23 protein-coding genes are annotated in these 24,370 nt (G+C 61.9%); 12 read left to right on the top strand and 11 right to left on the bottom strand.

What is annotated here, in order from left to right:
• Positions 1-21: 21 nt before the first annotated feature.
• Positions 22-927: an HpcH/HpaI aldolase/citrate lyase family protein gene (locus NDI72_RS12695; protein WP_283800620.1), complete on the top strand. Its 906-nt coding sequence runs from the start codon at positions 22-24 to the stop codon at positions 925-927.
• Positions 924-1,130: a DUF1737 domain-containing protein gene (locus NDI72_RS12690; protein ID WP_206545596.1), complete on the top strand. Its 207-nt coding sequence runs from the start codon at positions 924-926 to the stop codon at positions 1,128-1,130. The genes NDI72_RS12695 and NDI72_RS12690 overlap by 4 nt, the downstream gene beginning before the upstream one ends.
• A gap of 25 nt (positions 1,131-1,155) precedes the next feature.
• On the opposite strand, the gene NDI72_RS12685 is transcribed toward NDI72_RS12690, so the two are convergent.
• Positions 1,156-1,578, bottom strand: a complete 423-nt coding sequence (locus tag NDI72_RS12685; protein ID WP_113153588.1) for a metallopeptidase family protein — start codon at positions 1,576-1,578, stop codon at positions 1,156-1,158.
• Positions 1,579-1,754: 176 nt separating this feature from the next.
• Between NDI72_RS12685 and ybgF the strand changes: the two genes are divergently transcribed.
• The 6 genes from ybgF to NDI72_RS12655 all read left to right on the top strand — a co-directional run bounded on the left by ybgF (position 1,755) and on the right by NDI72_RS12655 (position 9,917).
• The gene (gene ybgF, locus NDI72_RS12680; protein WP_206545597.1) at positions 1,755-2,750 is read left to right on the top strand and encodes a tol-pal system protein YbgF; all 996 of its coding nucleotides are present in this window, start codon (positions 1,755-1,757) and stop codon (positions 2,748-2,750) included.
• On the top strand, positions 2,744-4,084 hold the full coding sequence (gene tilS, locus NDI72_RS12675) for a tRNA lysidine(34) synthetase TilS (RefSeq protein WP_283800619.1): 1,341 nt from the start codon (positions 2,744-2,746) through the stop codon (positions 4,082-4,084). The genes ybgF and tilS overlap by 7 nt, the downstream gene beginning before the upstream one ends.
• A 111-nt stretch (positions 4,085-4,195) precedes the next feature.
• A complete protein-coding gene (gene ftsH / locus NDI72_RS12670; RefSeq protein WP_206545599.1) occupies positions 4,196-6,136 on the top strand; it encodes an ATP-dependent zinc metalloprotease FtsH in 1,941 nt (646 codons plus the stop codon).
• Positions 6,137-6,435: 299 nt separating this feature from the next.
• A complete protein-coding gene (gene glmM / locus NDI72_RS12665) occupies positions 6,436-7,788 on the top strand; it encodes a phosphoglucosamine mutase (protein WP_113153584.1) in 1,353 nt (450 codons plus the stop codon).
• Between the two features lie 228 nt (positions 7,789-8,016).
• Complete coding sequence (locus tag NDI72_RS12660) at positions 8,017-8,877, top strand: outer membrane protein (protein ID WP_206545600.1); 861 nt, start codon at positions 8,017-8,019, stop codon at positions 8,875-8,877.
• A 200-nt stretch (positions 8,878-9,077) separates the two neighbouring features.
• The gene (locus NDI72_RS12655; protein ID WP_283800618.1) at positions 9,078-9,917 is read left to right on the top strand and encodes an outer membrane protein; all 840 of its coding nucleotides are present in this window, start codon (positions 9,078-9,080) and stop codon (positions 9,915-9,917) included.
• A gap of 329 nt (positions 9,918-10,246) precedes the next feature.
• Here NDI72_RS12655 and NDI72_RS12650 read toward each other — a convergent pair whose 3' ends face one another.
• The 5 genes from NDI72_RS12650 to NDI72_RS12630 form a co-directional block, all read right to left on the bottom strand.
• On the bottom strand, positions 10,247-10,561 hold the full coding sequence (locus NDI72_RS12650) for a hypothetical protein (protein WP_113153581.1): 315 nt from the start codon (positions 10,559-10,561) through the stop codon (positions 10,247-10,249).
• Positions 10,562-10,659: 98 nt separating this feature from the next.
• Complete coding sequence (locus tag NDI72_RS12645) at positions 10,660-12,030, bottom strand: FAD-binding oxidoreductase (protein WP_283800617.1); 1,371 nt, start codon at positions 12,028-12,030, stop codon at positions 10,660-10,662.
• Between the two features lie 259 nt (positions 12,031-12,289).
• Complete coding sequence (locus tag NDI72_RS12640; RefSeq protein WP_283800616.1) at positions 12,290-12,916, bottom strand: LysE family translocator; 627 nt, start codon at positions 12,914-12,916, stop codon at positions 12,290-12,292.
• Between the two features lie 4 nt (positions 12,917-12,920).
• Positions 12,921-15,827, bottom strand: coding sequence for a DNA polymerase I (gene polA / locus NDI72_RS12635; protein ID WP_283800615.1), 2,907 nt, complete (start codon positions 15,825-15,827; stop codon positions 12,921-12,923).
• A 335-nt stretch (positions 15,828-16,162) separates the two neighbouring features.
• Positions 16,163-16,594 (bottom strand): Fur family transcriptional regulator, encoded by a 432-nt coding sequence (locus NDI72_RS12630; RefSeq protein ID WP_113153578.1) that lies wholly within the window; start codon positions 16,592-16,594, stop codon positions 16,163-16,165.
• Between the two features lie 235 nt (positions 16,595-16,829).
• Here NDI72_RS12630 and NDI72_RS12625 point away from each other — a divergent pair, with 235 nt between their 5' ends.
• Genes NDI72_RS12625 through NDI72_RS12610 form a run of 4 tightly spaced genes read left to right on the top strand, consistent with a single transcriptional unit; the run spans position 16,830 to position 20,333 of the window.
• The gene (locus NDI72_RS12625; RefSeq protein ID WP_280530254.1) at positions 16,830-17,684 is read left to right on the top strand and encodes a metal ABC transporter substrate-binding protein; all 855 of its coding nucleotides are present in this window, start codon (positions 16,830-16,832) and stop codon (positions 17,682-17,684) included.
• Positions 17,681-18,589: a manganese/iron ABC transporter ATP-binding protein gene (locus NDI72_RS12620; protein ID WP_390881234.1), complete on the top strand. Its 909-nt coding sequence runs from the start codon at positions 17,681-17,683 to the stop codon at positions 18,587-18,589. The genes NDI72_RS12625 and NDI72_RS12620 overlap by 4 nt, the downstream gene beginning before the upstream one ends.
• Positions 18,586-19,461, top strand: coding sequence for a metal ABC transporter permease (locus NDI72_RS12615; RefSeq protein WP_206553286.1), 876 nt, complete (start codon positions 18,586-18,588; stop codon positions 19,459-19,461). Before NDI72_RS12620 ends, NDI72_RS12615 begins: the two co-directional genes overlap by 4 nt.
• The gene (locus NDI72_RS12610) at positions 19,458-20,333 is read left to right on the top strand and encodes a metal ABC transporter permease (RefSeq protein WP_283800614.1); all 876 of its coding nucleotides are present in this window, start codon (positions 19,458-19,460) and stop codon (positions 20,331-20,333) included. Before NDI72_RS12615 ends, NDI72_RS12610 begins: the two co-directional genes overlap by 4 nt.
• 254 nt (positions 20,334-20,587) lie before the next feature.
• On the opposite strand, the gene NDI72_RS12605 is transcribed toward NDI72_RS12610, so the two are convergent.
• From NDI72_RS12605 to NDI72_RS12585, 5 genes are read right to left on the bottom strand one after another with little or no spacing between them, the layout of a single operon-like run.
• Positions 20,588-20,995, bottom strand: coding sequence for a RidA family protein (locus NDI72_RS12605; protein WP_113156092.1), 408 nt, complete (start codon positions 20,993-20,995; stop codon positions 20,588-20,590).
• Between the two features lie 35 nt (positions 20,996-21,030).
• Positions 21,031-21,717 carry an ABC transporter ATP-binding protein gene (locus NDI72_RS12600; RefSeq protein ID WP_206553284.1) on the bottom strand — a complete coding sequence of 229 codons (687 nt, stop codon included), beginning with the start codon at positions 21,715-21,717 and terminating at the stop codon, positions 21,031-21,033.
• Positions 21,714-22,463 (bottom strand): ABC transporter ATP-binding protein, encoded by a 750-nt coding sequence (locus NDI72_RS12595; protein WP_206545607.1) that lies wholly within the window; start codon positions 22,461-22,463, stop codon positions 21,714-21,716. The genes NDI72_RS12600 and NDI72_RS12595 overlap by 4 nt, the downstream gene beginning before the upstream one ends.
• Entirely contained in the window at positions 22,456-23,427 is a 972-nt protein-coding gene (locus NDI72_RS12590; protein WP_206548058.1) for a branched-chain amino acid ABC transporter permease, read from the bottom strand. Before NDI72_RS12590 ends, NDI72_RS12595 begins: the two co-directional genes overlap by 8 nt.
• A gap of 10 nt (positions 23,428-23,437) precedes the next feature.
• Positions 23,438-24,358 carry a branched-chain amino acid ABC transporter permease gene (locus NDI72_RS12585; protein ID WP_206995495.1) on the bottom strand — a complete coding sequence of 307 codons (921 nt, stop codon included), beginning with the start codon at positions 24,356-24,358 and terminating at the stop codon, positions 23,438-23,440.
• Positions 24,359-24,370: the final 12 nt, after the last annotated feature.

Here is a 24,370-nt window from a genome sequence, read left to right as displayed (position 1 = left end):
GTACTGGGCCATGAAACGGGCATGCAGCACCATCCCGCACGTCTTCGCCGTTCCGTTCTCTACGCGCCCGCCAGCAATGAAAAGGCGCTGCTCAAAAGCACGTCTCTGGCCTGCGACGTGGTGATCTACGATCTTGAAGACGCGGTGGGGCCGGAGGAAAAACTGGCGGCGCGCGAGCGGCTGCGGGACTTCCTGAACGGTGGTGACCGGCCGCGCTGCGAGATCGTCGTGCGCATCAATGCGCTTTCGAGCATCTGGGGCACGGAAGACTTTCTGGCAGCCCGCGCCATGCGGCCCGACGCCATTCTTCTGCCCAAGGTCGACCGGCCACGCGACATTCTCGATGTGGACGCGATGCTGGACGAGACCGATGCGCCGCGCAGCCTGAAGCTCTGGGCGATGATCGAGACGCCGCGCAGCGTTCTCAATCTCGGGCCCATCGCAGAGCTCGGGCGCGATCCGGCGGCGCGTCTCTCCTGCCTTGTTGCCGGAACGAACGACCTGGCCAAGGAAACCGGCATCGAGCTGACCACTGACCGGCGCTATCTGTCGCCCTTCCTGTTTCAGCTTGTCATGGCCGCGCGGGCCGGTGGCCTGTCGGTGCTTGATGGCGTCTCCAATGATTTCCGTGATCTGGAGGCGTTCGAGGCGAGTTGCCTTGAGGCGCGCTCCATGGGGTTCGATGGCAAGACGCTCATCCATCCCGCGCAGATCGGGCCTGCCAATGCCGTTTTCGCGCCCTCTTTCGAGGCGATCGCCGAAGCCGAGGCCATTGTCACGGCCTTTGCTGATCCGAAGAACGCCGGGCGCGGCGTGATTTCGCTCAATGGACGCATGGTGGAGCGCCTGCATCTGGAAATGGCGCAGACATTGCTGGCGCGCGCCGATGCGATCAGAGAGAAAGACAACAGGGAGACGGCCCCATGAGGCTCTATCGTTTTTTGACCGGTCCGGACGATTCCAGCTTCTGCCACAAGGTGACGGCGGCGCTCAACAAGGGGTGGGTCCTGCAGGGCTCGCCCACCTATGCCTATGACGCGGAGACCAAAACGATGCGCTGCGGTCAGGCGGTCTGCAAGGAAATCGACGGGCTTGAATACACCCCGGACATGAAGCTCGGGGACTATTGATCCACGCGATCTGCGGCTGGTGTTGTCAGGCTACCGACTCTTCGATGCGCGCCATATCATCGTCGGAAAGGCCGAAATGGTGGCCCACTTCATGGATGAGGACGTGGTTGATGATGTCGCCCAGCGTTTCTTCGTTCTCGGCCCAGTAATCAAGGATCGCGCGCCGATAAAGCGTGATGCGGTTGGGACCTTCCCCCGTGGCCGGGTTCCAGCGTTCGGCGATGCCGCGCCCCTCAAACAGGCCAAGCAGATCGAACGGCGTTTCCAGCGCCAGATCGTCCATGATCTCTTCCGTCGGAAACTCAGCGACCTGAATGATGATCTCACCGGTCAGCTTGCGGAACTCTTCCGGGAAGTTCGCATAGGATTCTAGCGCCAGAAGCTCCATTTCCTGGAGCGACGGCGAAAGCTGGCTTTCCCATGCGCGTGTTTGATAAATGCGTGCCATTCCTTGTCCTTTGAGGCGCCATATAGCGGTTTCTGCGTCCGCTTACGAGGGCGAAAAGCGCCATGCTGTCGAGCAACGGATGGCTGAAATCAAAATTTGGCCGAAGTCTCACGCCCTGATAAAGAGCAAATGGGGCAGTGAACAGCCCTGTTATCTATTGCGAAAGCGAGATTGGAATGTTTTTGCGAACGGTTGTGGGCGGCGTTCTTGCGCTGCCATTTCTCATGGCGGGGTCGGCGTTTGCTTTCGGTCCCGCGACAATGCCCGAAATGGGCTCGGCTGAACGGAACTCCGGGCATGTCATTCTTGCCCAGGCTGGCGATCCGCGCGTTGGCGCTCTGGAAGAGCAGCTTCGGCAGCTCAATGGGCGCGTGGAAGAGCTGAACTTCCAGATTCTGCAGATGCAGGATCAAATGCGCCGCATGCAGCAGGACAATGAGTTCCGCTTCCAGGAGCTGGAAAAGAACGGTGGCTCGGGTGCTGCGCCGGCTGGCGGAATGCCCGATCAGCGAACCGAGCAGGCCCCCCTGCCCGGTGGCGCCGCTGACGGTACACAGAGCGCGTCGCGGGACGCGCCAACCGTCGGCGCGCCGCCACGGTCGCTCGGCAGCGTGCGGTTCGACCAGAATGGCAACATCATCGGTGGCGAGGTCGGCGAGCCTGTTGATCTGACCCAGGCGGGCGAAATCGGCCAGCTTGGCCCCATTGGCCAGAACGGCGCCGGTCAAAACGGTGTCGGTCAAAACGGTCTTGGCCAAAACGATCAGGTGGCGGCGCTGCCTTCGGCCGACAATCCCGACGAGCTTTACAGAAACTCCTACGAATTCATCCTGTCCGGCGACTACAAGACGGCGGAAGCCGGTTTCCGCCAGCACATTGAGCGCTTCCCGGGCGATGCGCGCACCTCCGACGCTCATTTCTGGCTTGGTGAATCCCTGCTCGGTCAGGATCGCTACCGCGATGCCGCAGAAATCTTTCTGCGCGCCAGCCGCGACTACCCCAGTGCGGACAAGGCCCCCGACATGCTCTTGAAGCTCGGTATCTCGCTGGCAGCGATGAACCAGCGCGATGTGGCCTGTGTTACCTACAATGAAATCGGCCAGAAATACCCCGACATTTCCAGCGCGCTGCGTGAGCGTGTCAAACAGGAAAAGGCCCTTGCGGGTTGCTGAACCCGGTGGTTCTTCCTGATCCCGGAGCACTTTTCGGCGATTACGCATTTGCCAAACAGAGCAGCGTGATTGCGGCAGTTTCCGGCGGTGGCGATTCTCTCGCCCTTCTGTTTCTTCTCAAGGATTTTCTCGACACGCAGGCTGATGCGCCGGCTTTGACAGCCGTGACGGTCGATCATGCCCTGCGGCCGGAATCGGCAGATGAGGCGCGCTTTGTCGCTGCCCTGTGCCGGAGCCACGGCATTGCGCACAAAACAATGGTCTGGCGCGGCGAAAAGCCGGCGACGGGCGTTTCGGCTTCTGCCCGCACGGCGCGGCTCGATCTTTTGGCGCAGGCCGCCCGTGATGCGGGCGCTGGCCTGATTTTCACCGGTCACACCCAGGACGATCAGGCCGAGACCGTTTCGATGCGCGCCGACCGTGGCGCGGGGCGCGGCGGCGCCGGCATTGCGCCCGCCACGCTTCACGATGGTTCAGTCTGGTTTGCCCGCCCCCTTCTGGGGCTTCACCGTGCGGTGCTGCGCGACTATCTCGCTTCGCGCGACCTGCGCTGGATCGACGATCCGACCAATGACAATCCGGCTTATGAGCGTGTTCGTGTGCGCAAGGCGCTTGATGCGGAAACCGCCCGAAAACTGGTTCACGAGGCGGCGGATGCGGCGGCCGAGCGCATGGCGCTGGGCGCGCGGGCGGCACGTCTGATCGATGCGCATTGGCGCTGCGTTGCGCCGGGGCTTTATCGCGCCGAAACCGGGTTTCTGGACGCGGATGATGAACCGGCGCTGCTCTACGCGCTGCGCGTTCTGGCGGCGATGGCCGGTGGCGCTGCGCAATTGCCGGCAATCGAGCCCTCCGGACGCGTCCTGCTGCGGTTGCGTGTCGGTTTTTGCGCCACATTGTCGCGGGCGGTCTTAGACCTTCGTTCAAGTGGTCTTTATCTGCATCGCGAGCGGCGCAATCTGCCGGCCATGGACCGTGCGGCCCAGCCGCTCCTGTGGGATGGGCGCTACCGTCTTGGCGCGGATGCCGGGGTGATGATCGCGCCGTTTGGCGTTCTGGCGCGCGACTGCCTGCCGGAAACGGCGTCTGTGACCCCTCAGGACGTTCTATTTGCTGCGCAATTTGCCGAACCGGCGTTCTGGGAGGGGGAAACCTGCCTGGGCCCCGCGCGAAACCGCATGAAGGATGGCGGTTTGCGGGTTCCCGCCCCATGGGCGCATCTTCTTCCCTCCTTCGATATGGTGCTGGCGCAGGCGCTGATCCGGCTGACCGGTGCCAAAACTGTTATCGCGTCGCCATCAGCGGACCACATTCAGCGAAGAGGCTTAACCTAAAGGCGAGCTGATGCCGTGGCTTGGCTTGGCAAGAAAGCACTGGCTCCCTATGTTATTTCAGACCACGAAAAACGGACGATCGCCGGCAACCGGCGAGTTTGCGGGACTTATATGAATCCGAATTACAGAAACTTTGCGCTCTGGGCGATCATCGCCGTCTTGCTGATTGCGCTCTTCAACCTGTTCCAGGCGCCGCAGCAGCGCGGCGCGACGCGCGACATCGCGTATTCGCAGTTTCTTGAGGAGCTTTCTTCGGGCAGCGTCGAGTCGGTGACGATCACCGGCGAGCGGATTACCGGCACCTATACCGGCAATGGCACGACCTTCCAGACCTATTCTCCCGGCGATCCGTCGCTGGTGCAGCGTCTGGAGGATCGCGGTGTCACGATCAACGCCCGGCCTGAAACCGACAGCTCCAACTCCTTCCTTGGCTACCTGATCTCGTGGCTGCCGATGATCCTGATTCTCGGCGTGTGGATTTTCTTCATGCGCCAGATGCAGTCGGGCTCCGGTCGCGCCATGGGGTTTGGCAAGTCCAAGGCCAAGCTGCTTACCGAGGCGCATGGCCGCGTGACCTTCCAGGACGTGGCGGGTGTCGACGAAGCCAAGGAGGATCTCGAGGAGATCGTTGAATTCCTGCGCGATCCGCAGAAGTTCCAGCGGCTGGGCGGCAAGATCCCGCGCGGCGTGCTGCTCGTTGGCCCTCCCGGTACCGGTAAAACGCTTCTGGCCCGCTCCGTGGCCGGTGAAGCGAATGTGCCCTTCTTCACGATTTCCGGTTCTGACTTCGTTGAAATGTTCGTTGGTGTCGGCGCTTCCCGCGTGCGCGACATGTTCGAGCAGGCCAAGAAGAACGCGCCCTGCATCATCTTCATCGACGAAATCGATGCGGTTGGCCGTCATCGCGGCGCCGGTCTCGGCGGCGGCAATGACGAGCGCGAGCAGACGCTGAACCAGCTTCTGGTCGAGATGGACGGCTTCGAGGCCAATGAAGGCATCATCCTGATCGCCGCGACCAACCGTCCGGACGTTCTCGACCCCGCGCTTCTGCGTCCCGGCCGTTTCGACCGTCAGGTCGTGGTGCCGAACCCGGATGTGGCTGGCCGCGAGAAGATCCTGAAAGTGCATGTGCGCAACGTGCCGATGGCGCCGAATGTCGACCTCAAGGTCGTCGCGCGTGGCACGCCGGGCTTCTCCGGTGCGGACCTCGCCAACCTCGTCAACGAGGCCGCCCTCATGGCGGCGCGCCGCAACAAGCGTCTCGTCACCATGCAGGAATTCGAGGACGCGAAGGACAAGGTCATGATGGGTGCCGAGCGCCGCTCGCACGCCATGACCCAGGAAGAGAAGGAACTGACCGCCTATCACGAGGCCGGCCACGCCATGGTCGCGCTCCACGTGCCGAAGGCAGATCCGCTCCACAAGGCGACCATCATTCCGCGCGGCCGTGCACTGGGCATGGTCATGCAGCTTCCCGAGGGCGACCGCTACTCGATGAGCTACAAGTGGATGGTGTCGCGCCTCGCCATCATGATGGGCGGCCGCGTTGCCGAAGAACTGAAGTTCGGCAAGGAGAACATCACCTCCGGCGCGTCTTCCGACATTGAGCAGGCCACCAAGCTTGCCCGCGCCATGGTGACCCAGTGGGGCTTCTCGGACGAGCTTGGCCAGGTGGCTTACGGCGAGAACCAGGAAGAGGTCTTCCTCGGCCATTCCGTTGCACGCCAGCAGAACATGTCGCAGGAAACGCAGCAGAAGATCGATAGCGAAGTTCGCCGTCTGATCGATGAGGCCTATGCGACGGCGCGTGAGATCCTGACCACGAAGAACGATGGCTGGATCGCCATTGCCGAAGGCCTGCTCGAATATGAGACCCTGTCGGGTGATGAGATCAAGGCGCTGCTGCGTGGTGAGAAACCCTCGCGCGATGCCGGTGACGACACGCCCCCTTCCCGCGGCTCCGCCGTGCCGAAAACCGGTACGCGCTCCCAGGGCCAGAAGAAGGATGGCGACGAACCGGAAGGCGGTATGGAACCTCAGCCGCAGGGCTAGGCAGATCTCAAAACGCCAATTGCCGTAACAAATGAAAACGCCGTGAACTCAGTTTCACGGCGTTTTTGGTTTCTTGATAATGTTACCAAAATCGCGCAAAAGGCGAAATCACGAGTATTTATGTGCCTTTTAACGTGTTGTTAATCATAATTCGCAAGCAGACGTTTATTGGCAAAGCGTTACACTGGCTCACAGAATTTGATGCGAACGAGTGTTGCTCCTGTGGCAAAAAGTGAGTGAGGGACGCCGCTTTGACACGCAAACCAGACAAAGTGCGCCGTAGGGGCAGTAAGGAAAAAATGGCAAAGAAGTATTTTGGCACGGACGGTATCCGTGGGCGCGCCAATCGTTTTCCGATGACCGGCGAGATTGCCATGAAGGTGGGCATGGCGGCTGGCCTGGCATTCAAGAATGGCAGCCACCGTCATCGCGTCGTTCTTGGCAAGGATACGCGACTTTCCGGCTACATGATCGAGAACGCGCTGGTTTCCGGTTTCTGCGCAGCGGGAATGGACGTTTTCCTGCTCGGCCCGATCCCGACGCCGGCTGTCGCCATGCTCGTGCGCTCGCTGCGCGCCGATATCGGCGTGATGATCTCCGCGTCGCACAATCCCTATTACGATAACGGCATCAAGCTGTTCGGCCCGGACGGCTACAAGCTCTCGGACAAGATCGAGGGCCGCATCGAGGCCATGCTCGACAAGGAAGTCGAGCTGGCGCTGGCCGATAATGGCGCGTTGGGCCGCGCGACGCGCGTCGATGGCGTGCATGACCGCTATATCGAGTTCGCCAAACGGACGCTGCCGCGCTCCATGTCGCTTTCGGGTCTGCGCATTGTTCTCGACTGCGCCAATGGCGCTGCCTACAAGGTGGCGCCCGCAGTTCTCTGGGAGCTTGGCGCAGAGGTTATCGCGATCAATGACGAGCCGAATGGCGTCAACATCAACGATGATTGCGGTTCCACCCATCCGCTGGGGCTCGCCAAAAAGGTGCACGAAGTGCGCGCCGATATCGGCATCGCGCTCGATGGTGACGCGGACCGCGTTGTGATCGTCGATGAGAACGGCACGGTGATCGATGGCGACCAGATCATGGCGCTGATCGCGCAGTTCTGGCACAAGGCCGGCAAGCTCCAGGGCGGCGGTGTTGTTGCGACGATCATGTCCAATCTTGGTCTCGAGCGCTTCATGCACGACCTGAAGCTCGACCTTCACCGCGTGAAGGTGGGAGACCGTTATGTGGTCGAGCGCATGCGCGCCGACGGTCTGAACATCGGCGGCGAGCAGTCGGGCCATGTGGTCCTGTCCGACTTCACGACCACGGGTGACGGGCTGGTGGCCGCCCTGCAGGTTCTGGCCTGCATCAAGCGCGAGGATCGCCCGGCCAGTGAAGTGTGCAAACAGTTCGAGCCGGTGCCGCAGCTGCTCAAGAATGTGCGCATCAGCGGCGGCAAGCCGCTGGAGGCTGCGCCGGTCAAATCGGCCATCGCCGACGCAGAGGCCCGCCTGGGCGACAAGGGCCGTCTCGTGATCCGTCCCTCCGGCACCGAACCGCTGATCCGCGTGATGGCCGAGGCCGATGATCCCGCACTCGTGGAAAGCGTGGTCGATGACGTGATTGGCGCGATCGCGGATTCGAAGAGCGCCGCCTGAGCCAGGCCCTGACGGGCACTGTCGAAAAAGCATTCTGAAAAGCCGGCATTCGTGCCGGCTTTTTGTATTTTGGCTTTGATTTTGCGCCTTTGCGCGTCAGGCGTGTATTCGCGTCGTGGTTAAGGCTTAAGGTTAAGTCGTATTTAACTTTTTTGGTCGAATACTCCCGTCGAGTTGCAATTTGCCGGTGTGCCCAGGGGGGCGCGGCAACGCCAAGGATGGGAACATATGTTGAAGTCTACGAAGGTCTTCGGGGCGGCCTTGCTGCTTTTTGCTCCGACCGCAGGCTATGCCGCCGATCTCTATGAACCGCCGATCATCGAAGCGCCCGAACCATTGCCGCCGATCATCGAGCCCGCCGCACCGGAATTTGGCGGATGGTATATTCGCGGCGATGTCGACTATCACTGGTCGAAGCTGCGCGGCACCGAATACATCACCTATGGTCCGGGGGCCGGCGGCCTTCGCGGAGGAACGGCCTCCTTCGACACGACGGACCTGAAGGGCGCCATGTCGCTGGGCGCCGGTGTCGGTTACCAGATCAATCGCTACCTTCGCGCTGATCTGACGGCGGACTACTGGTTCAAGTCCGATTTCAACGGCTCCACGTCGGGCACGTGTTCGGGCGGTGTGCCTTGCGTTTCCACGGATACCTCGGCCTACAGCGCCTGGCTGCTGATGGCCAACGCCTATATCGACCTTGGCACCTATCACGGCGTCACGCCTTATGTCGGTGCGGGTATCGGTGGCGCTCACATCAAGTGGGACGACCTGACGAACACCACGCCCGATGGCACGACGGTTCACGAGGGTTCCAGCAACTGGCGCTTTGCCTATTCGCTGATGGCCGGTGCTTCCTACTGCCTTACCGAGAACCTGAACCTCGACATGGGCTATCGCTTCACGCGGGTGAACGGCGGTCGCATGTTTGAGTATGCTTCGGGCGTTGCTCCGGGCTTCGACAAGGGCTTCAACGTTCACGAGGCCCGCGCGGGTCTGCGCTATCAGTTCGGTGGCAACACCAACTGCGCCGCGCCTCAGGTGGTCACCTACGACCCGCCGCCCTTCGAGCCGCCGGTCTACAAGTAAGACCTGCTCGTCAGACAGTCTGCATTCTTCAAAACCGCCCGGCCCAAATGCCGGGCGGTTTTGTTTTGCGCAGCCGTTATCGTAAACGCCTGCGATAACCATGCGTTAGCCTTAACTGCCGCTTAACCCGAATGGTTAATTATGGGGAGATAAAGCGGCGGGGGCACCCTTAATCCGTCGCGTCTCGCGGAGTTCGGATTATGAGCACTATCACCCGTCTGCTTGTCTCTTCGGTTTCTCTGACGCTGGTTTCCATCGGCGCAGCGCAGGCCGCTGACTATGACCCACCGATCATTATTGAAGAAGTGCCTGACGTGGTGCCGGTGGAGATTGGCAGCGGCTGGTATCTGCGCGGCGACATTGGCTATTCGCTGAAAACCAGCGCCAAGGACCCCTTTACCTATCGCACCTTCGATGGCGTGAACTACGGTTCCGCCGCATTCGACAGCGTCTCCCTCTCGAAAGATTTCAGCTTCGGTCTGGGTTTTGGTTATTCCTTCACCGACTGGTTCCGCGCCGACGCGACGCTTGATCGCTTTACCGCCGGTTTCAACGGCACGACCTCGAGTTCGGTTCCCTGTCCGGGCGCTCCTGCTGGAACGACCTGTCGTTCCGAGGACGGTTCGGAAGTCACGGGGTATTCCGCGCTGTTAAACGCCTATGTGGACCTCGGCACCTATGTGGGCTTCACACCCTATGTGGGCGCGGGCATCGGCTACACCTACATGCGCTGGGATGAGCTCGCCAACAGCGCCTACTGTGTGGGTGGCGGCTGCGGCGGCACCAGCTTTGCGGGCACGTCCAGGCATTCGGGCGAGTCGGACTGGCGCTTCACCTACGCGCTCATGGCCGGTATGTCCTATGACTTCTCCAACAACATGAAGGTGGACCTCGGCTACCGCTATCGTCATGTCGATGGCGGCAACATGTTCGCCTGGGATGCCGCGACGGCGGCAGCCGGTGCGACGGGCGTGCAGGGCCACGACAGCGATCTTGCCACGCATGAGATCCGCGTTGGCCTGCGCTACGAATTATGGTGAGAGCCGGTTCTGGCCCCTTCCATACAGAAAACCCCACCTCCGCAGCCCAGCCCCTGAACTGAATGCGGGCGTATGGTAAAAGAACAAGCCGAGCCCCTTGGTCCAGCAGAACCTTGGGGTTCGGATATGCTTCATAAATCTGCAACAAGTAAGAAACGGCGACTTCCCGCCCTGCGCTGGCATGAACGGAAATCGCCCGCTTCGCGCCGCGCAAATTGGTCATTCACCAGCGCTTGCCCTTGCCCTGAAAGCCGCCGTTCGTTGCCCGGAAACCGGGCATTCGCCGCGACGTGAACGAACGGCAGCGATGCGGACGCCAATTGGACAAACTACTCGACGACGCGGAACACTTCCCAATATGTCGAGCCCGAAACGATCACTTCGCCCATCTTCTTGCCCCAGTCGGCATGCATCTTGATCGATCCGATCTTGTCGAAAAAATTATCAAGCTCAGCGAGATTAGAAATCTCGAACTCGTCCTGAATAACGGCCTCCTTGGCGCCGATCGAACCGGTTATCACGCGGCTTTTCGACATATCAATATCCGTTTGCGAGCCGATCTGCTCGGCCCATTCTTTGTGAAGCGCCAGCGCTTCCGATTTCATTCCAAATTTAGCTTCGCAGGTCCAACGCGCGATCATCATGGGGTCTTCCTCCCTTCTCGTGTAAAGAGATTTGGCCTGTCCCGCAGGCCGAAAACCGGACGCCTGGGTGGGCGATATCTACACTTGGAAACGTCGGCCTATGGCGCGATGTTCTGGTTTATGTGGAACAGGTTGTCCGGGTCATATTGGCGCTTGAGTTTCAGGAGCCTGTCGTAATTGCCACCGAAGTTCTCCTGCGCGCGCCCGGCATCGTCTTCATCCATGAAGTTGATATAGCCGCCTGGTTCGGAATACGGCGCCACCGCATCCGAATAGTCTCGCACCCATTTGGTATGGGCCGCGTCATCGGCCGGGTCGTCGGATGCGGCCAGAACCACCATCGAGAAGTTGGCGTCTCTGTGCCCAAAGGCTGTGGCATCAGAATCCACGTCCTGACACGCGCCGTTGATCGGATAAAGATGCATGGTGGAACTGACCGTCGGTGCGTTCGGTCCGTGCTGGACATGCGCCGCGATCGCTTCGTCGGTGAGCTCCTTGACGAAGTTGCCCTTCCAGTATTGTCGGATGCCCGTCGGGAAAAGGCCATCGAAAGCCGCGTTGATTGCCGGGTACGGCACCGGCCCGACATGTTCGGCCTTGACCTCGGCAATGTCGTGGAACGCCTTGAACTGTTTTTCGCCCTCGGACGGATCCCCTGACCAGCAGGCGACGATGGCACAAAACATGTCGCCGTGGCGGCCTTCCGGGATGAATGGCAGTGGCGGCGCGATCTGGAAGGCCGGAAAGGCGCCCATCTCGCGCGGCGCGGTCTTGATGTAGTCCCGATAAAACCTGAAGATCGTTTCGGTCTCTTCGATCTCGAAGAACATCGGGCCCCAATAGACCGTTTCGACCGGCTGGAGCTTGTATTCGAGCGAGGTGCAAATGCCGAAATTTCCGCCGCCGCCGCGGATGGCCCAGAAGAGGTCGGTATTCCTGTCTTCACTTGCGATCAGCATCTTTCCGTCAGCCGTCACGACATCTGCCGAAATCAGGTTGTCGAGCGACAGGCCATGACCACGGGAGAGGTACCCGATCCCTCCGCCTAGCGTGAGCCCGGCAATGCCGGTTGTGGAGATGATCCCGCCCGTGGTGGCGAGCCCAAAGGCATGGGTGGCCGAATTGAAATCACCCCACGTAGTACCTCCCTCGGCGCGAACCGTCTTGGCGCCCGGATCGACCCGGACGCTGCGCATATGCGACAGGTCGATAACGACGCCCCCGTCATTGGTGCCGAAGCCGGGACCGCTGTGCCCGCCGCCGCGCACGGAAAGTTCGTGCCCGTTGTCGCGGGCATAGTTGACTGTAGTCATCACGTCGCCGGCATTGGCTGCCCGCACGATGACGACGGGCCGTTTGTCGATCATTCCGTTGTGGACCTTGCGGGCCTCATCGTAGCTGTTGTCGGATTGGGTGATGACATCTCCGCGAATATGGTCGCGGAGTTCGCTTGGTGTCTTGGCTGTCATGGTTTTCCCGCCATGGTTTCTTGATTGTCCGCGTTGATCGCGGAACTCAGACAAGCCAATCAGCCAACCAAGACTCACAAGGAAACGATCTGTCGCCACAAACCATTGGCTGGCTTATCGACTGCGATCATTGCCTAAAGTTAACACAATTTTTGAAAATGGCAGAGTCGGCATTTTTTGACGCGCGTAACACTCACCTCGAAAGGAAGTTCAGCCGCTTCGCAGGGGCGGCTCCCTGCCCAGATTGAGGCACGGTGTTCTAGCGCGCCGTTGACCAGCCGAACCAGAGCGCGACGAGTGCGAGAAGGGCGGAGAGCGTGCGCCGTGCGATCCGCTCGCGCCGGGCGTCGGTCAGAAACGGCTGTAGCGTGCTTGCCAGCACAACGATCATGCCGTGGATCAGTGTCGCCACGCCCACATAGATCGAGGTGAGGAGAACGGTCTGTGGCGTCAGTGGCTGTGTGGGGTCCACGAAGGTCGGTAAAACGGCGATGTAGAAAACCGCCGCCTTGGGATTGAGCAGATTTGTCACGAGACCGCGCATGAAATGCGCGCCGTCTGGCTTGTCTCCTGCCGCAGAGACGTCGCCGCCATCGCGCCAGCCATCCCAGGCCAGAAAGAGCAGGAAGAGCACACCCGCCCAGCGCAGCCCCTCATAGAGCAGGTCGGAGGCCTGAATGACCTGTGCCACGCCGAGCGCGGCAATGATGCCGACAATGCTGAGCCCGAGCGCCACGCCGGCAACCGTTGCGAAGCCGGGGCGGCGGCCTTCCGAGGCGGAGATCAGGGCCAGATAGGCCATGTTCGGTCCGGGCGTGAGCTCGATCAGCGTCGATGCCAGAGCGAAAGAAGCGACAACGGTCAGATCGAGCCCAAAGACAGTCATGGCGTCAGTGCGCCTCGTTCCAGTTGTCGGCGGCGCGCGCTTCAACCTGAAGCGGGACGGAGAGGGAGCGGGCCGGCAGGGCGGCGTTTTCCATCACGTCGCAGATCAGCGGGATGACCGCGTCGACCTTGCTTTCGGGCGCTTCGAAGATCAGTTCGTCATGCACCTGCAAAAGCATTTTCACCTCGCCGAATCCGGCGTCCGCAAGCGCTTCGTCCATGCGCACCATGGCGCGGCGGATGATGTCCGCCGCCGAACCCTGGATCGGCGCGTTGATCGCGGCGCGCTCGTTGAAGGCGCGCAATTGCGGATTGGACGAACGGATCTCCGGGTAGTGTGCCCGGCGGCCAAAGATCGTCTCGACATAGCCGAGTTCCTTGGCCTTGGCCTTGGTGGCGTCCATGTAGTCCTTGATGCCGGGGAAGCGCTCGAAATAGCGCTTGATATAGGCGCTGGCTTCCTCGCGCGGAATGGCGAGCTGGTTGGCAAGACCGAAGGCGGAAATGCCGTAGATGATGCCGAAATTGATCGCCTTGGCGCGCCGGCGCACCTCCGATGGCATGCCTTCCACCGGCACGTCGAACATTTCCGACGCCGTCATGGCGTGAATGTCGAGCCCGTCGGCAAACGCCTTCTTCAGCTCCGCAATGTCAGCCACATGGGCAAGCACGCGAAGCTCGATCTGGCTGTAGTCGGCAGAGATCAGCTTTGCGCCTTCCGGCGCCACGAAGGCGGTGCGGATCTTGCGGCCTTCCGGCGTGCGAACCGGGATGTTCTGAAGGTTCGGCTCGGAAGAGGAGAGGCGGCCCGTCGTCGTGGAGGCGAGGGCGTAGGAGGTGTGAACGCGCTTCGTCTCGGGATTAATGTAACCCGGCAGCGCATCCGTGTAGGTGGATTTGAGCTTCGTCACCTGCCGCCAGTCGACGATCTTGCGCGGCAGTTCGTGCCCTGCGCCAGCCAGGTCCTCCAGCACCTGCGCCGAGGTCGACCACTGGCCGGTCTTGGTCTTGCTGCCGCCCGGCAGACCCATCTTGCCGAACAGGATTTCGCCAAGCTGCTTGGGCGAGCCGATGGTGAAGCGCTCGCCGGCCAGCGTGTAGATTTCGTCTTCGATGCCGGCGGCCGTCTGGGCGAAGTCGCCCGACATGCGCGACAGGATCTGGCGGTCGACGGAAATGCCGCGATGCTCCATCCGGCCGATCACCGGGATCATGGGGCGCTCGAGCCGCTCATAGACGGAGACCAGCCCTTCGGCGGCGAGCCGGGGCTTCAGCACCTGCCACAGCCGCAGCGTGATGTCGGCATCCTCGGCGGCATAGGCGGTGGCGCGCTCCAGATCCACCATGTCGAAGGTGATCTGCTTGCGGCCGGTGCCGGTCAGTTCCTTGTAGGGGATGGGTTTGTGGCCGAGCCAGCGCTCGGAGAGCGCGTCCATGCCGTGGCCCACCGTGCCGTGGCTGCCGGTGCCGGCATCGAGCACATAGGAGATCAGCATGGTGTCGTCGCAGCCGACGATCTCCACGCCAAGCCGATACATGATCAGCCAGTCATATTTAAGGTTCTGCCCGATCTTGAGAACGGCGGGATCGGCCATCATGGCGCGGATCGCCTCCAGCGCCTCTTCCTGCGAAAGCTGGTTCTCGATCAGCCCGCCGCCCAGAAGGTCGCCACTGCCGCTCTTGTGCGCGATCGGCACATAGGCCGCGCGGCCGGGTTTGGTCGCAAGCGAAAAGCCGCACAGCTCCGCCTGCATCGGATCAAGCGAGGTGGTCTCGGTGTCGAAAGCGAGGATGCCCGCCTCATAGGCTTCCGCGACCCACTTCTTCAGCGTGTCGATATCGCGGATGCATTCATAGCCGGCGTGATCGAAGGTCTGTGCCGAGCCTGCTTCTGCGATCCTGTTGGCGAGCTTCGACGGTGTGTCCGCATCGCCCGTGTCTTCGGCCGGCGTGAGGTCGGGGCCATGCGCGTCCGGGCCGGCTTCGACCTCCACATGGGCGGCCTCGATCTCGGCCACTTCGGCTCCGGTGGCCTCGGCCACACGGCGCGTCAGCGTGGTGAACTCCATTGCTTTCAGGAAGCCGATCAGCTTCGGTCCGTCCGGCGGGGCGAGCTCGAACGTGTCGATGGCGTGCTCCACCGGAACATCGATCCTGAGCTTGACCAGCTCGCGCGAAATGCGCGCCTTGTCGGCGAATTCGATCAGGTTCTCGCGGCGTTTCTTCTGCTTGATCTCCTCGGCGCGGGAGAGCAGCGTGTCGAGATCGCCATATTCTTCCAGAAGCTGGGCCGCCGTCTTGGGACCGATGCCCGGCACGCCGGGAACATTGTCGACGGAATCGCCCGTGAGCGCCTGCAGGTCGATCATCTTCTCGGGCGGCACGCCCCATTTCTCGATCACTTCGGGAATGTTGATTTCCCGGTCCTTCATCGGATCGTACATCGAGACGTTTTCGGTCACGAGCTGCATCAGATCCTTGTCGGAGGAGATGATCGTGGTGTCGCCGCCGGCCTCGCTTGCGAGCCGCGCATAGGTGGCGATCAGGTCGTCGGCCTCGAAGCCGGCCAGCTCGATGCAGGGCAGGTCGAAGGCCTGCGTCGCCTCGCGGATCAGACCGAACTGCGGCACCAGATCCTCCGGCGGCTCCGAGCGGTTGGCCTTGTATTCCGGGTAAAGATCGTTGCGGAACGTCTTCGAGGAATGGTCGAAGATGACCGCGAAATGGGTCGGGGTGACGCCCACCTCCGTATCGCGCGCATTCTGCAGAAGCTTCCAGAGCATGTTGCAGAAGCCGGCGACGGCGCCCACCGGCAGGCCGTCGGATTTGCGGGTCAGCGGGGGCAGCGCGTGATAGGCGCGAAAGATGTAGCCCGAACCGTCAACGAGGAAGAGATGATCGCCTTTTTTCATGGCTGCTACGGGTAGCGCGGCGGGGTGCGCCTGTCCATGGAAAAGGGGGGCTGTCCGCGCCTTTCGGACAGGTGTCCTGACAAGGTGGAACGGGGCCTACCGCTTTCTATCACGCGTTTGTTACGAAGTTGTAATGTCCCGTGCCCTTGAATAGCCACGTTCAAGCACAAAATAACACACAGCGGCATTTTTCGCCGTGGTCCGCAAAAGGCTCGTCCCCCGCCTTTACCGGACGAAATAGCGGCAGCCTCATCCCCCCTCTCCGGGCTGCCGCGGTGTTTCAAGCATGGCCGCCGTGGTTTCCCCTCCACCACGGCGGCTCTTGCGTTCAGGGGTCAGGTTTTCCTGCGTTTCCTGCCGTAAAGCTCCAGCCGATGGTGCACGATGTCGTAGCCGAGCGAGCGGGCGATCTCTTCCTGAAGCTTCTCGATCCGGTCCGAATGAAACTCGATCACATCACCCGTATCCATGTCGATCAGGTGATCGTGATGTTCACCGTCGGCCTGCTCGAAACGTGCGCGTCCGCCCTCGAAGGCATGGCGGTGGATCGCGCCCATTTCTTCAAGAAGTTTCATGGTCCGGTAGACGGTTGAAAGCGAGATGCTGGGGTCGATGATTGTCGCGCGCTGGAAGATTTCCATCGCGTCGGGATGATCGTCCGTTTCCGTCAGAATGCGAAGAATGATCTTGCGCGGCCTGGTGATGCGAACACCGGCGCGGCGCAGTTCCTTCTCGTAATCCGGCTTGTGGGCGGGGTGCTGATTCATCGGCAGACTATGCGCCAGATGACAATCAGTTGCAAAGATTCGATCTTCACTTGCCGGTGCTTCTCCTCAGGAAAGCCCGCATTCCCGGCATTCTTTGCTTTTTTATTGCAAACGATTTGCAATTGCATTGACGGGCGGCGGAATTCACCATAACTATGAAGGTTGCAGCAGTTTCGATGTGTTTCAGGGGATTCTCATGCCATCAGCCAAGCGATTGGCCACTTTCGTCATTGCAATGCTTGCCGCGTCCTCCGCCTTTGCGCAGGACGAACGTTTCAAGGCGGTCACCACATTCACCGTCATCGCGGACATGGCGCGCAATGTCGCCGGCGATGCTGCGGTGGTCGAGTCGATCACCAAGCCCAATGCCGAAATCCATAATTACCAGCCGACGCCCGGCGACATCCTGCGGGCGCAGGACGCCGAGCTGATCCTCTGGAACGGGCTCAATCTCGAACTCTGGTTCGAGCGCTTCTTCCGCAATCTGAAGGATGTGCCGAGCGTCGTCGTTTCGGAAGGCGTGGAGCCGATGAGCATCGGTGACGGACCCTATACCGGCAAGCCAAACCCGCATGCCTGGATGTCGCCGAGCGATGCGTTGATCTATGTCGACAATATCCGCGACGCGTTCTCGCAATACGATCCGGAGAATGCCGGGATCTATGCGAAGAACGCGGAGGCCTACAAGGCCGAGATCCAGTCCGTTGTCGATCCGATCCGTGAGCGGCTGGCGGCCATTCCCGAAGATCACCGGGTGCTTGTCACCAGTGAAGGCGCGTTCAGCTATCTGGCGCGTGATTTCGGGCTGAAGGAGCTTTACATCTGGCCGATCAATGCCGACCAGCAGGGCACGCCGCAGCAGGTGCGTCATGTGATCGACCAGATCCGCGAAACCAATGCGCCGGCCGTCTTCAGCGAAAGCACCGTCTCGCCCAATCCCGCAAAGCAGGTGGCGCGCGAGACGGGGGCGGCCTATGGCGGTGTTCTCTACGTGGACTCGCTCAGCGACGACAACGGCCCGGTTCCCACCTATCTGGATCTCTTAAGGGCCACGAGCGAGACCATTGCCGAAGGATTGACCGGGCAATGAACGCACCCGTTGTGAACATGAAGAAGAAGCCGGCGGCGCAGTCCGCCGGCATTGACGTTCGTGATGTCACCGTCACCTATCGCAATGGCCACACGGCGCTGCGCGATGCGAGCTTCTCCATCCCCACCGGAACCATTGCGGCCCTTGTCGGCGTGAATGGCAGCGGCAAGTCCACCCTGTTCAAGGGGATCATGGGGTTTGTTCCGCTGGCAAAGGGCGATGTCTCCATCCTGGGCGAGCCGGCCGGTCGGGCGCTCAAGCGCAATGTCGTGGCCTATGTCCCGCAGGCCGAGGAAGTCGACTGGAACTTCCCGGTTCTGGTCGAGGATGTGGTGATGATGGGCCGCTATGGCCACATGAATTTCATGCGCTGGGCGCGCCGGCAGGACCATGAAATGGTCGAGGCCGCGCTTGAGCGCGTCGGCATGGCCGATTTCCGCAAACGTCAGATCGGCGAATTGTCGGGCGGCCAGAAAAAGCGCGTCTTTCTGGCTCGCGCGCTGGCGCAGGAGGGCAGGGTGATTCTGCTCGACGAGCCCTTCACCGGCGTCGATGTACGCACCGAGGAATCCATCATCGCGCTGCTCAAGGCGCTGCGCGAAGAAGGCCATGTCATGCTGGTCTCGACGCATAATCTGGGCAGCGTCCCGCGTTTCTGTGACCGCACGATCCTGATCAACCGCACGGTACTGGCAGCCGGTCCCACCGAGGATGTGTTCACGCGCGCCAATCTGGAAAAGGCGTTTGGCGGCGTCCTGCGCCAGTTCACGCTCGGCGGCGCGGAGCTGCATGAAGATGCCGAGGAAGATTCCCGGCAGGTCACCGTTCTGACCGACGATGAGCGGCCCTTCGTCATCTATGGCGACGAGAAGAACGGACGCCCGGACGAGGGCAAGCGCAAATGAGCGCCTATCTGCTCGAACCTTTCTCCTATGGCTACATGGTCAACGCCATGTGGGTGAGCGCGCTGGTGGGCGGGGTCTGCGCCTTCCTGTCGGCCTATCTCATGCTCAAGGGCTGGTCGCTGATCGGCGATGCGCTTTCGCATTCCATCGTGCCCGGCGTTGCCGGCGCTTACATGCTTGGCCTGCCATTTTCCATCGGTGCGTTCTTCGCCGGTGGTCTGGCGGCAGGCGCGATGTTCTTCCTCAACCAGCGCACAAGGCTGCGGGAGGATGCGATCATCGGTCTGATCTTCACGTCCTTCTTCGGCCTCGGTCTGTTCATGATCTCGCTGTCGCCGGCCTCGGTGAACATCCAGACCATCGTTCTGGGCAACATCCTCGCCATCACGCCGTCCGACACGCTTCAGCTCGTCATCATTTCCGGCGTCACGCTGGCCGTGCTCGCGGTCAAGTGGAAGGATCTGATGGTCGCCTTCTTCGATGAGAACCACGCCCGCTCCATCGGTCTCAATCCGGGCTTTCTGCGGCTGATCTTCTTCACGCTTCTGAGCGCCTGCACGGTTGCCGCCATGCAGACGGTCGGCGCGTTTCTCGTGATCGCCATGGTGGTGACGCCGGGTGCGACGGCCTATCTCCTGACGGACCGTTTCCCGCGTCTGGTCGCCATCGCGGTCGCCATCGGGGCGGTGTCGAGTTTTGTCGGCGCCTATGCCAGCTACTTCCTCGATGGCGCGACGGGCGGGATCATCGTTGTGCTGCAAACGCTGACCTTCCTCACCGCCTTCGTCTTTGCGCCCAAGCACGGCATGCTGGCCGCGCGCCGACGCGCCCGTGAGGCGCTGGAACAGTCGATGCAGGAGGCGGGCGCATGAGCGGCTTTCTCGACATGGCGCTGATGCCCTTCGCCTTTCCGTTCATGCAGCAGGCGTTCATCATCTCGGTGCTGATCGCCGCACCCATGGCGTTGCTTTCGTGCTTTCTGATCCTGAAGGGCTGGTCGTTGATGGGTGACGCCGTCAGCCATGCGGTGCTGCCGGGCGTGGTCATCGCCTATATCATCGGCATCCCCTTCGCCATCGGCGCATTCGTGGCTGGCATGACCTGCGTTGTGGGCATCGGCTATCTGAAGGAAAACAGCCGGGTGAAGGAAGACACCATCATGGGCGTCGTCTTCTCCGGCATGTTCGGGCTCGGCCTGCTGCTCTACACCAAGATCCAGACCGAGGTGCATCTCGATCACATCCTGTTCGGCGACATGCTGGGCGTGACTTGGGGCGACATCACGCAGACGGGCATCATTGCGCTGTTTGTGTGCGCGGCCATTCTTCTGTTCCGCCGCGACCTGCTTCTCAATGCGTTCGACCCGCAGCACGCCAAGGCAATCGGCCTGCCGGTGCGGGTACTGCATTACGGGCTTCTGGCTATCCTGTCGCTGACCATCGTGGCAGCTCTGACGGCGGTGGGCATCATTCTGGCGATTGCGCTTCTGATCGGGCCGGGCGCGGTGGCGTTCCTGCTCGTCCGGCGCTTCGACCGCATGTTGCTTGTCAGCCTGGCGGTGGCGCTGTTCGCCTCGTTCTTTGGCGTCTATCTGAGCTTCTTCATTGACAGCGCGCCGGCCCCGACCATCGTGCTTCTGATGACGGGCATGTTCCTTGTGGCTTTCGTCTACACGCTGCGCCGCAATGCGCGGGAGGATGCCGAGCGGGAGGTGGACTCACGCGAAGCTGGCGCAGGGCGATGAGCCTTCGCGGTGTGGAGCCCAAGCGCCCTCGCCCTTCGACAGGCTCAGGATGAGGGCTACTTACCCCGCTCAGAAAAGCCGTAGCGCCACGCACGGCATATGCTCCTGCGTCCGCGTTCCACGTTGGAAAGAAGCACGGCGTTTCCACTAGCCCTCATCCTGAGCCTGTCGAAGGGCGAGGGCGCTTGGGCACCGCAGCAAAGTGATAGCGCCGGGCGTCGTTCTCAGATGCGCGGCGCTTGAGCCTCGTGCGGCTAGTCGGGCAGAACGGCCGTGGCTTCGATCTCGACCTTCGCCTCGTCTTCGATCAGCGCCACCACCTGCACGACGCTCATGGGCGGGAAGTTACGGCCCATGGCGGAACGATAGGCTTCGCCCAGCTCGCGCAGACGGCTGCCATAGGCTTCCTTGTCGGTGATGAACCAGGTCAGGCGAACCACGTGCTCCGGCCCTGCGCCAGCTTCCTTGAGAAGCGTGACAATGTTCTCAAGCGCCTGACGCACCTGGCCGATGAAGTCGTCGGTCTCGAACACCTGATTGCTGTTCCAGCCGATCTGACCCCCAAGGAAGACGGTGCGCCCCCTTGCAACAACACCATTGGAATACCCCTTGGCAGGAACCCAGTCGGCTGGCTGGAGAATCTGGTGAAGCGGGACAGTCATGCTATTTCCTTCATGCTTGGGAACGAAAGGCGTGATCACACGCCGAGGAAGCGCTGCTGGATTTCATCGGTGAGCGCCAGGGGCGCACCGGTCCATGCGGTGCGGCCTTTTTCGAGAATGACGCAGCGGTCTGCCACGGGCAGTAACTCGCTCAGCGTCTTGTCGACGATCAGGATCGACTGGCCCTCCGCCCGGATGGCGCGGATGGCGCGCCAGATGTCCTGCCGGATCACCGGGGCGAGCCCTTCGGTCGCCTCATCGAGAATGAGCAGGCGTGGATTGGTAGCCAGCGCCCTGCCGATGGCAAGCATCTGCTGCTCGCCGCCCGAAAGCGTGCTCGCATACTGATCGCGCCGCTCCGCCAGTCGCGGGAACAGCGTGTTCACGCCATCGAGCGTCCATTTGCCGGGACGTGCGGCGGCGAGGATGTTTTCCTCCACCGTCAGGTTCGGGAAGCAGCGCCGGCCCTCCGGCACCAGTCCCACGCCGAGCCGCGCGATGCGGTGCGGCTTCATCCGCGTGATGTCCTTGCCGGCAAAGGCAATGCTGCCGGATTGCGGTGGCGTCAGGTGGCAGACGGAGCGGATCGTGGTCGTCTTGCCCATGCCGTTGCGGCCCATCAGCGCCACGGCCTCTCCTTCTTCGACCGAAAGGTCGACGCCGAAAAGCGCCTGTGACTTTCCATAGAAGGTTTTGAGATCCTGGATGTCGAGCAGCTTCATGCGCCGTCTCCCAGATAGGCTTCGCGCACGGCGGGATGGTTGCGAATGTCATCGACCGAGCCGGTGGCGATGATCCGCCCGTAGACGAGAACGGAGATGCGGTCGGCCAGTGCGAAGACGGCGTCCATGTCGTGCTCGATCAGAAGGATCGGCGCTTCGTCGCGCAGACGATCGAGAAACCCGGTCAGCGCCTGCGAGCCTTCCGGCCCCATGCCCGCCATCGGCTCATCAAGCAGAAACGCCTTTGCGCCGAGCGCCAGTGCGATGGCGATCTCGAGCTGCCGCCGCTCGCCGTGCGAAAGCTCGGCCGCCGGCACATCAGCGCGGTCGGCAAGACCCACGCGCGTGAGTGCTTCCCGGGCGGGTTCGGTGAGGCTCCGGTCGCGCATGACGGGTTTGAAGAAATGGAAGCTGGAGCCCTGACGCGCCTGCACCGCCAGCATCACATTGCGCAGCGCCGAGAACTCGGGCGCGAGCGAGGACACCTGGAATGTGCGCCCCATGCCGAGCCTTGCGCGGGCCGCCACATCGAGCGGCTTCACATCCCGGCCCTCGAAGCGGATCTCGCCGCTGTCGGGCGTGAGTGAGCCGGCGATCTGGTGGATCAGCGTCGACTTGCCAGCGCCGTTCGGGCCGATCAGCGCGTGGATCTCTCCCGGTCTGAGGTCGAGGCTGACGCCATCGGTCGCCTTCAGCGCGCCGAAGCTTTTTCTCAGGTCGCGAATGTCGAGGATCGGTTCAGCCATGACGCGCCCTCCCGGCCAGAAGCCCCATCACGCCGCCGCGGGCAAACAGCACCACGGCCAGCAGGATCAGGCCGAGGAAGAACTGCCAGTGCTCGGTGATGCCGCCCAGCGCGAACTCGAAAAGCACATAGACAATGGCCCCGGCAAGCGGCCCGGCAAGCCGGCCGACACCGCCAAGAATGATGAGAACGATCAGCTCGCCCGACATGTGCCACGAGAACATGGAGGGGCTGACGAAGCGGTTGAGATCGGCAAAGAGCGCGCCGGCAAGCGCGGTCATCATGGCCGAGATGACGAAGGCCGTGAGCCGCACCCGGAACGGACCGATGCCGACGGCGGCAAGCCGGGTCTCGTTCTGTCGTCCGGCCTGCAGCGCTGCGCCAAAGCGCGAGTCGCGAAGCATGGCGAAGACGATGAGGCCCAGCGCCAGAAGCCCGAAGCAGATGAGGAAGAAGCTCATCGGCGCGAGCGTGTTCATGCCCGGAAAGGCGTTGCGCACATAGATCGACAGACCGTCCTCGCCGCCATAGGCGGGCCAGGAGATCGCGAAATAGTAGATCATCTGCGCGAAGGCGAGGGTGATCATGATGAAGTAGACGCCGGAGGTCCTGAGCGAAATCAGGCCGATCAGAACGGCAACGAGCCCGGCGGCAATCGCGCCCGTGATCCAGATGACGATCATCTGGTTGGTGCCTGGCAGACCGAGGAGAAGCGGCTCACTGTTGAATGCATGAGTGGCGAGAATGCCGGCCGCATAGCCGCCAATGCCGAAGAAGGCGGCATGGCCGAACGACACCAGACCACCAAGGCCGAGCGCGATGTTTAGCCCGGTGGCGGCAAGGCCGAGTATCGCCATGCGGGTCGCCAGCGTGATGTAGAAGGTCTCGCCCATCGCCTGTGCAATGAAGGCGGCGGCAAGCAGGCCGGCAATGATCAGGATGCTGATGGTTGTTTCGCGTGTCATGGCCGGTCCCTCACGCATTCGCCGCGAACAGGCCCTGGGGCCTGAAGGCAAGGATGAGGGCCATGACGATGTAGATCAGCATGGAGGCAAGAGCTGCGCCGATCGTGGCAGCTTCCGAATTGGGCATGAAGAGGCCGAAGAAATGCGGCAGCAGGAAGCGGCCCAGCGTCTCTGTCAGCCCCACCAGAATCGAGCCGATCAGCGCGCCCTTGATGGAGCCGATGCCGCCGATGACGATAACCACGAAGGCGAGGATCAGCACCGGTTCGCCCATGCCCACCTGCACCGACTGAAGCGCGCCCACCATTGCGCCGGCCAGACCGGCAAGGGCTGCGCCCAGCGCAAAGACGAGCGTGTAGAGCGTGCCGATGTCGATGCCGAGCGCGCCGATCATCTCGCGGTCGGACTCGCCCGCGCGAATGCGCATGCCCAGCCGTGTCTTGCCGATCAGGAGATAGAGCCCGATGGCGACCGCGATGCCGACGCCGATCACGGCCAGCCGGTAGATCGGATATTGCGCGCCACCGGGCAGATGCACCGCGCCCGAGAGAAGCTGCGGAATATCGAGATAGAGCGGAAAGGAGCCGAACACCCAGCGCGTGCCCTCGGAGAAGATGAGGATCAGCGCAAAGGTGGCGAGCACCTGGTCGAGATGGTCGCGTTCGTAGAGCCGTCTGATGACGAGGATTTCGACGAGCGCGCCGGCGGCGGCTGCGGCGGCAAGGCTTGCGACAAGCCCCAGCCAGAAGGAGCCGGTCGCTGCGGCCACGGTCGCGCAGGCAAATGCGCCGACCATGAAGAGCGAACCATGCGCAAGGTTGATGAGCCCCATGACGCCGAAGATCAGCGTCAGGCCGGCGGCCATCAGGAACAGCATCACGCCGAACTGCAGGCCATTCAGGATCTGCTCAATGAGAAGGGTCAGGGACACGGGGAGCTTTCG

Source organism: Nitratireductor sp. GZWM139 (assembly GCF_030068685.1).
Taxonomy (GTDB): domain Bacteria; phylum Pseudomonadota; class Alphaproteobacteria; order Rhizobiales; family Rhizobiaceae; genus Nitratireductor; species Nitratireductor aquimarinus.
The sequence above is the reverse complement of the archived record's forward strand: the minus strand, read 5'-3'. Positions and strand labels throughout refer to the sequence as shown.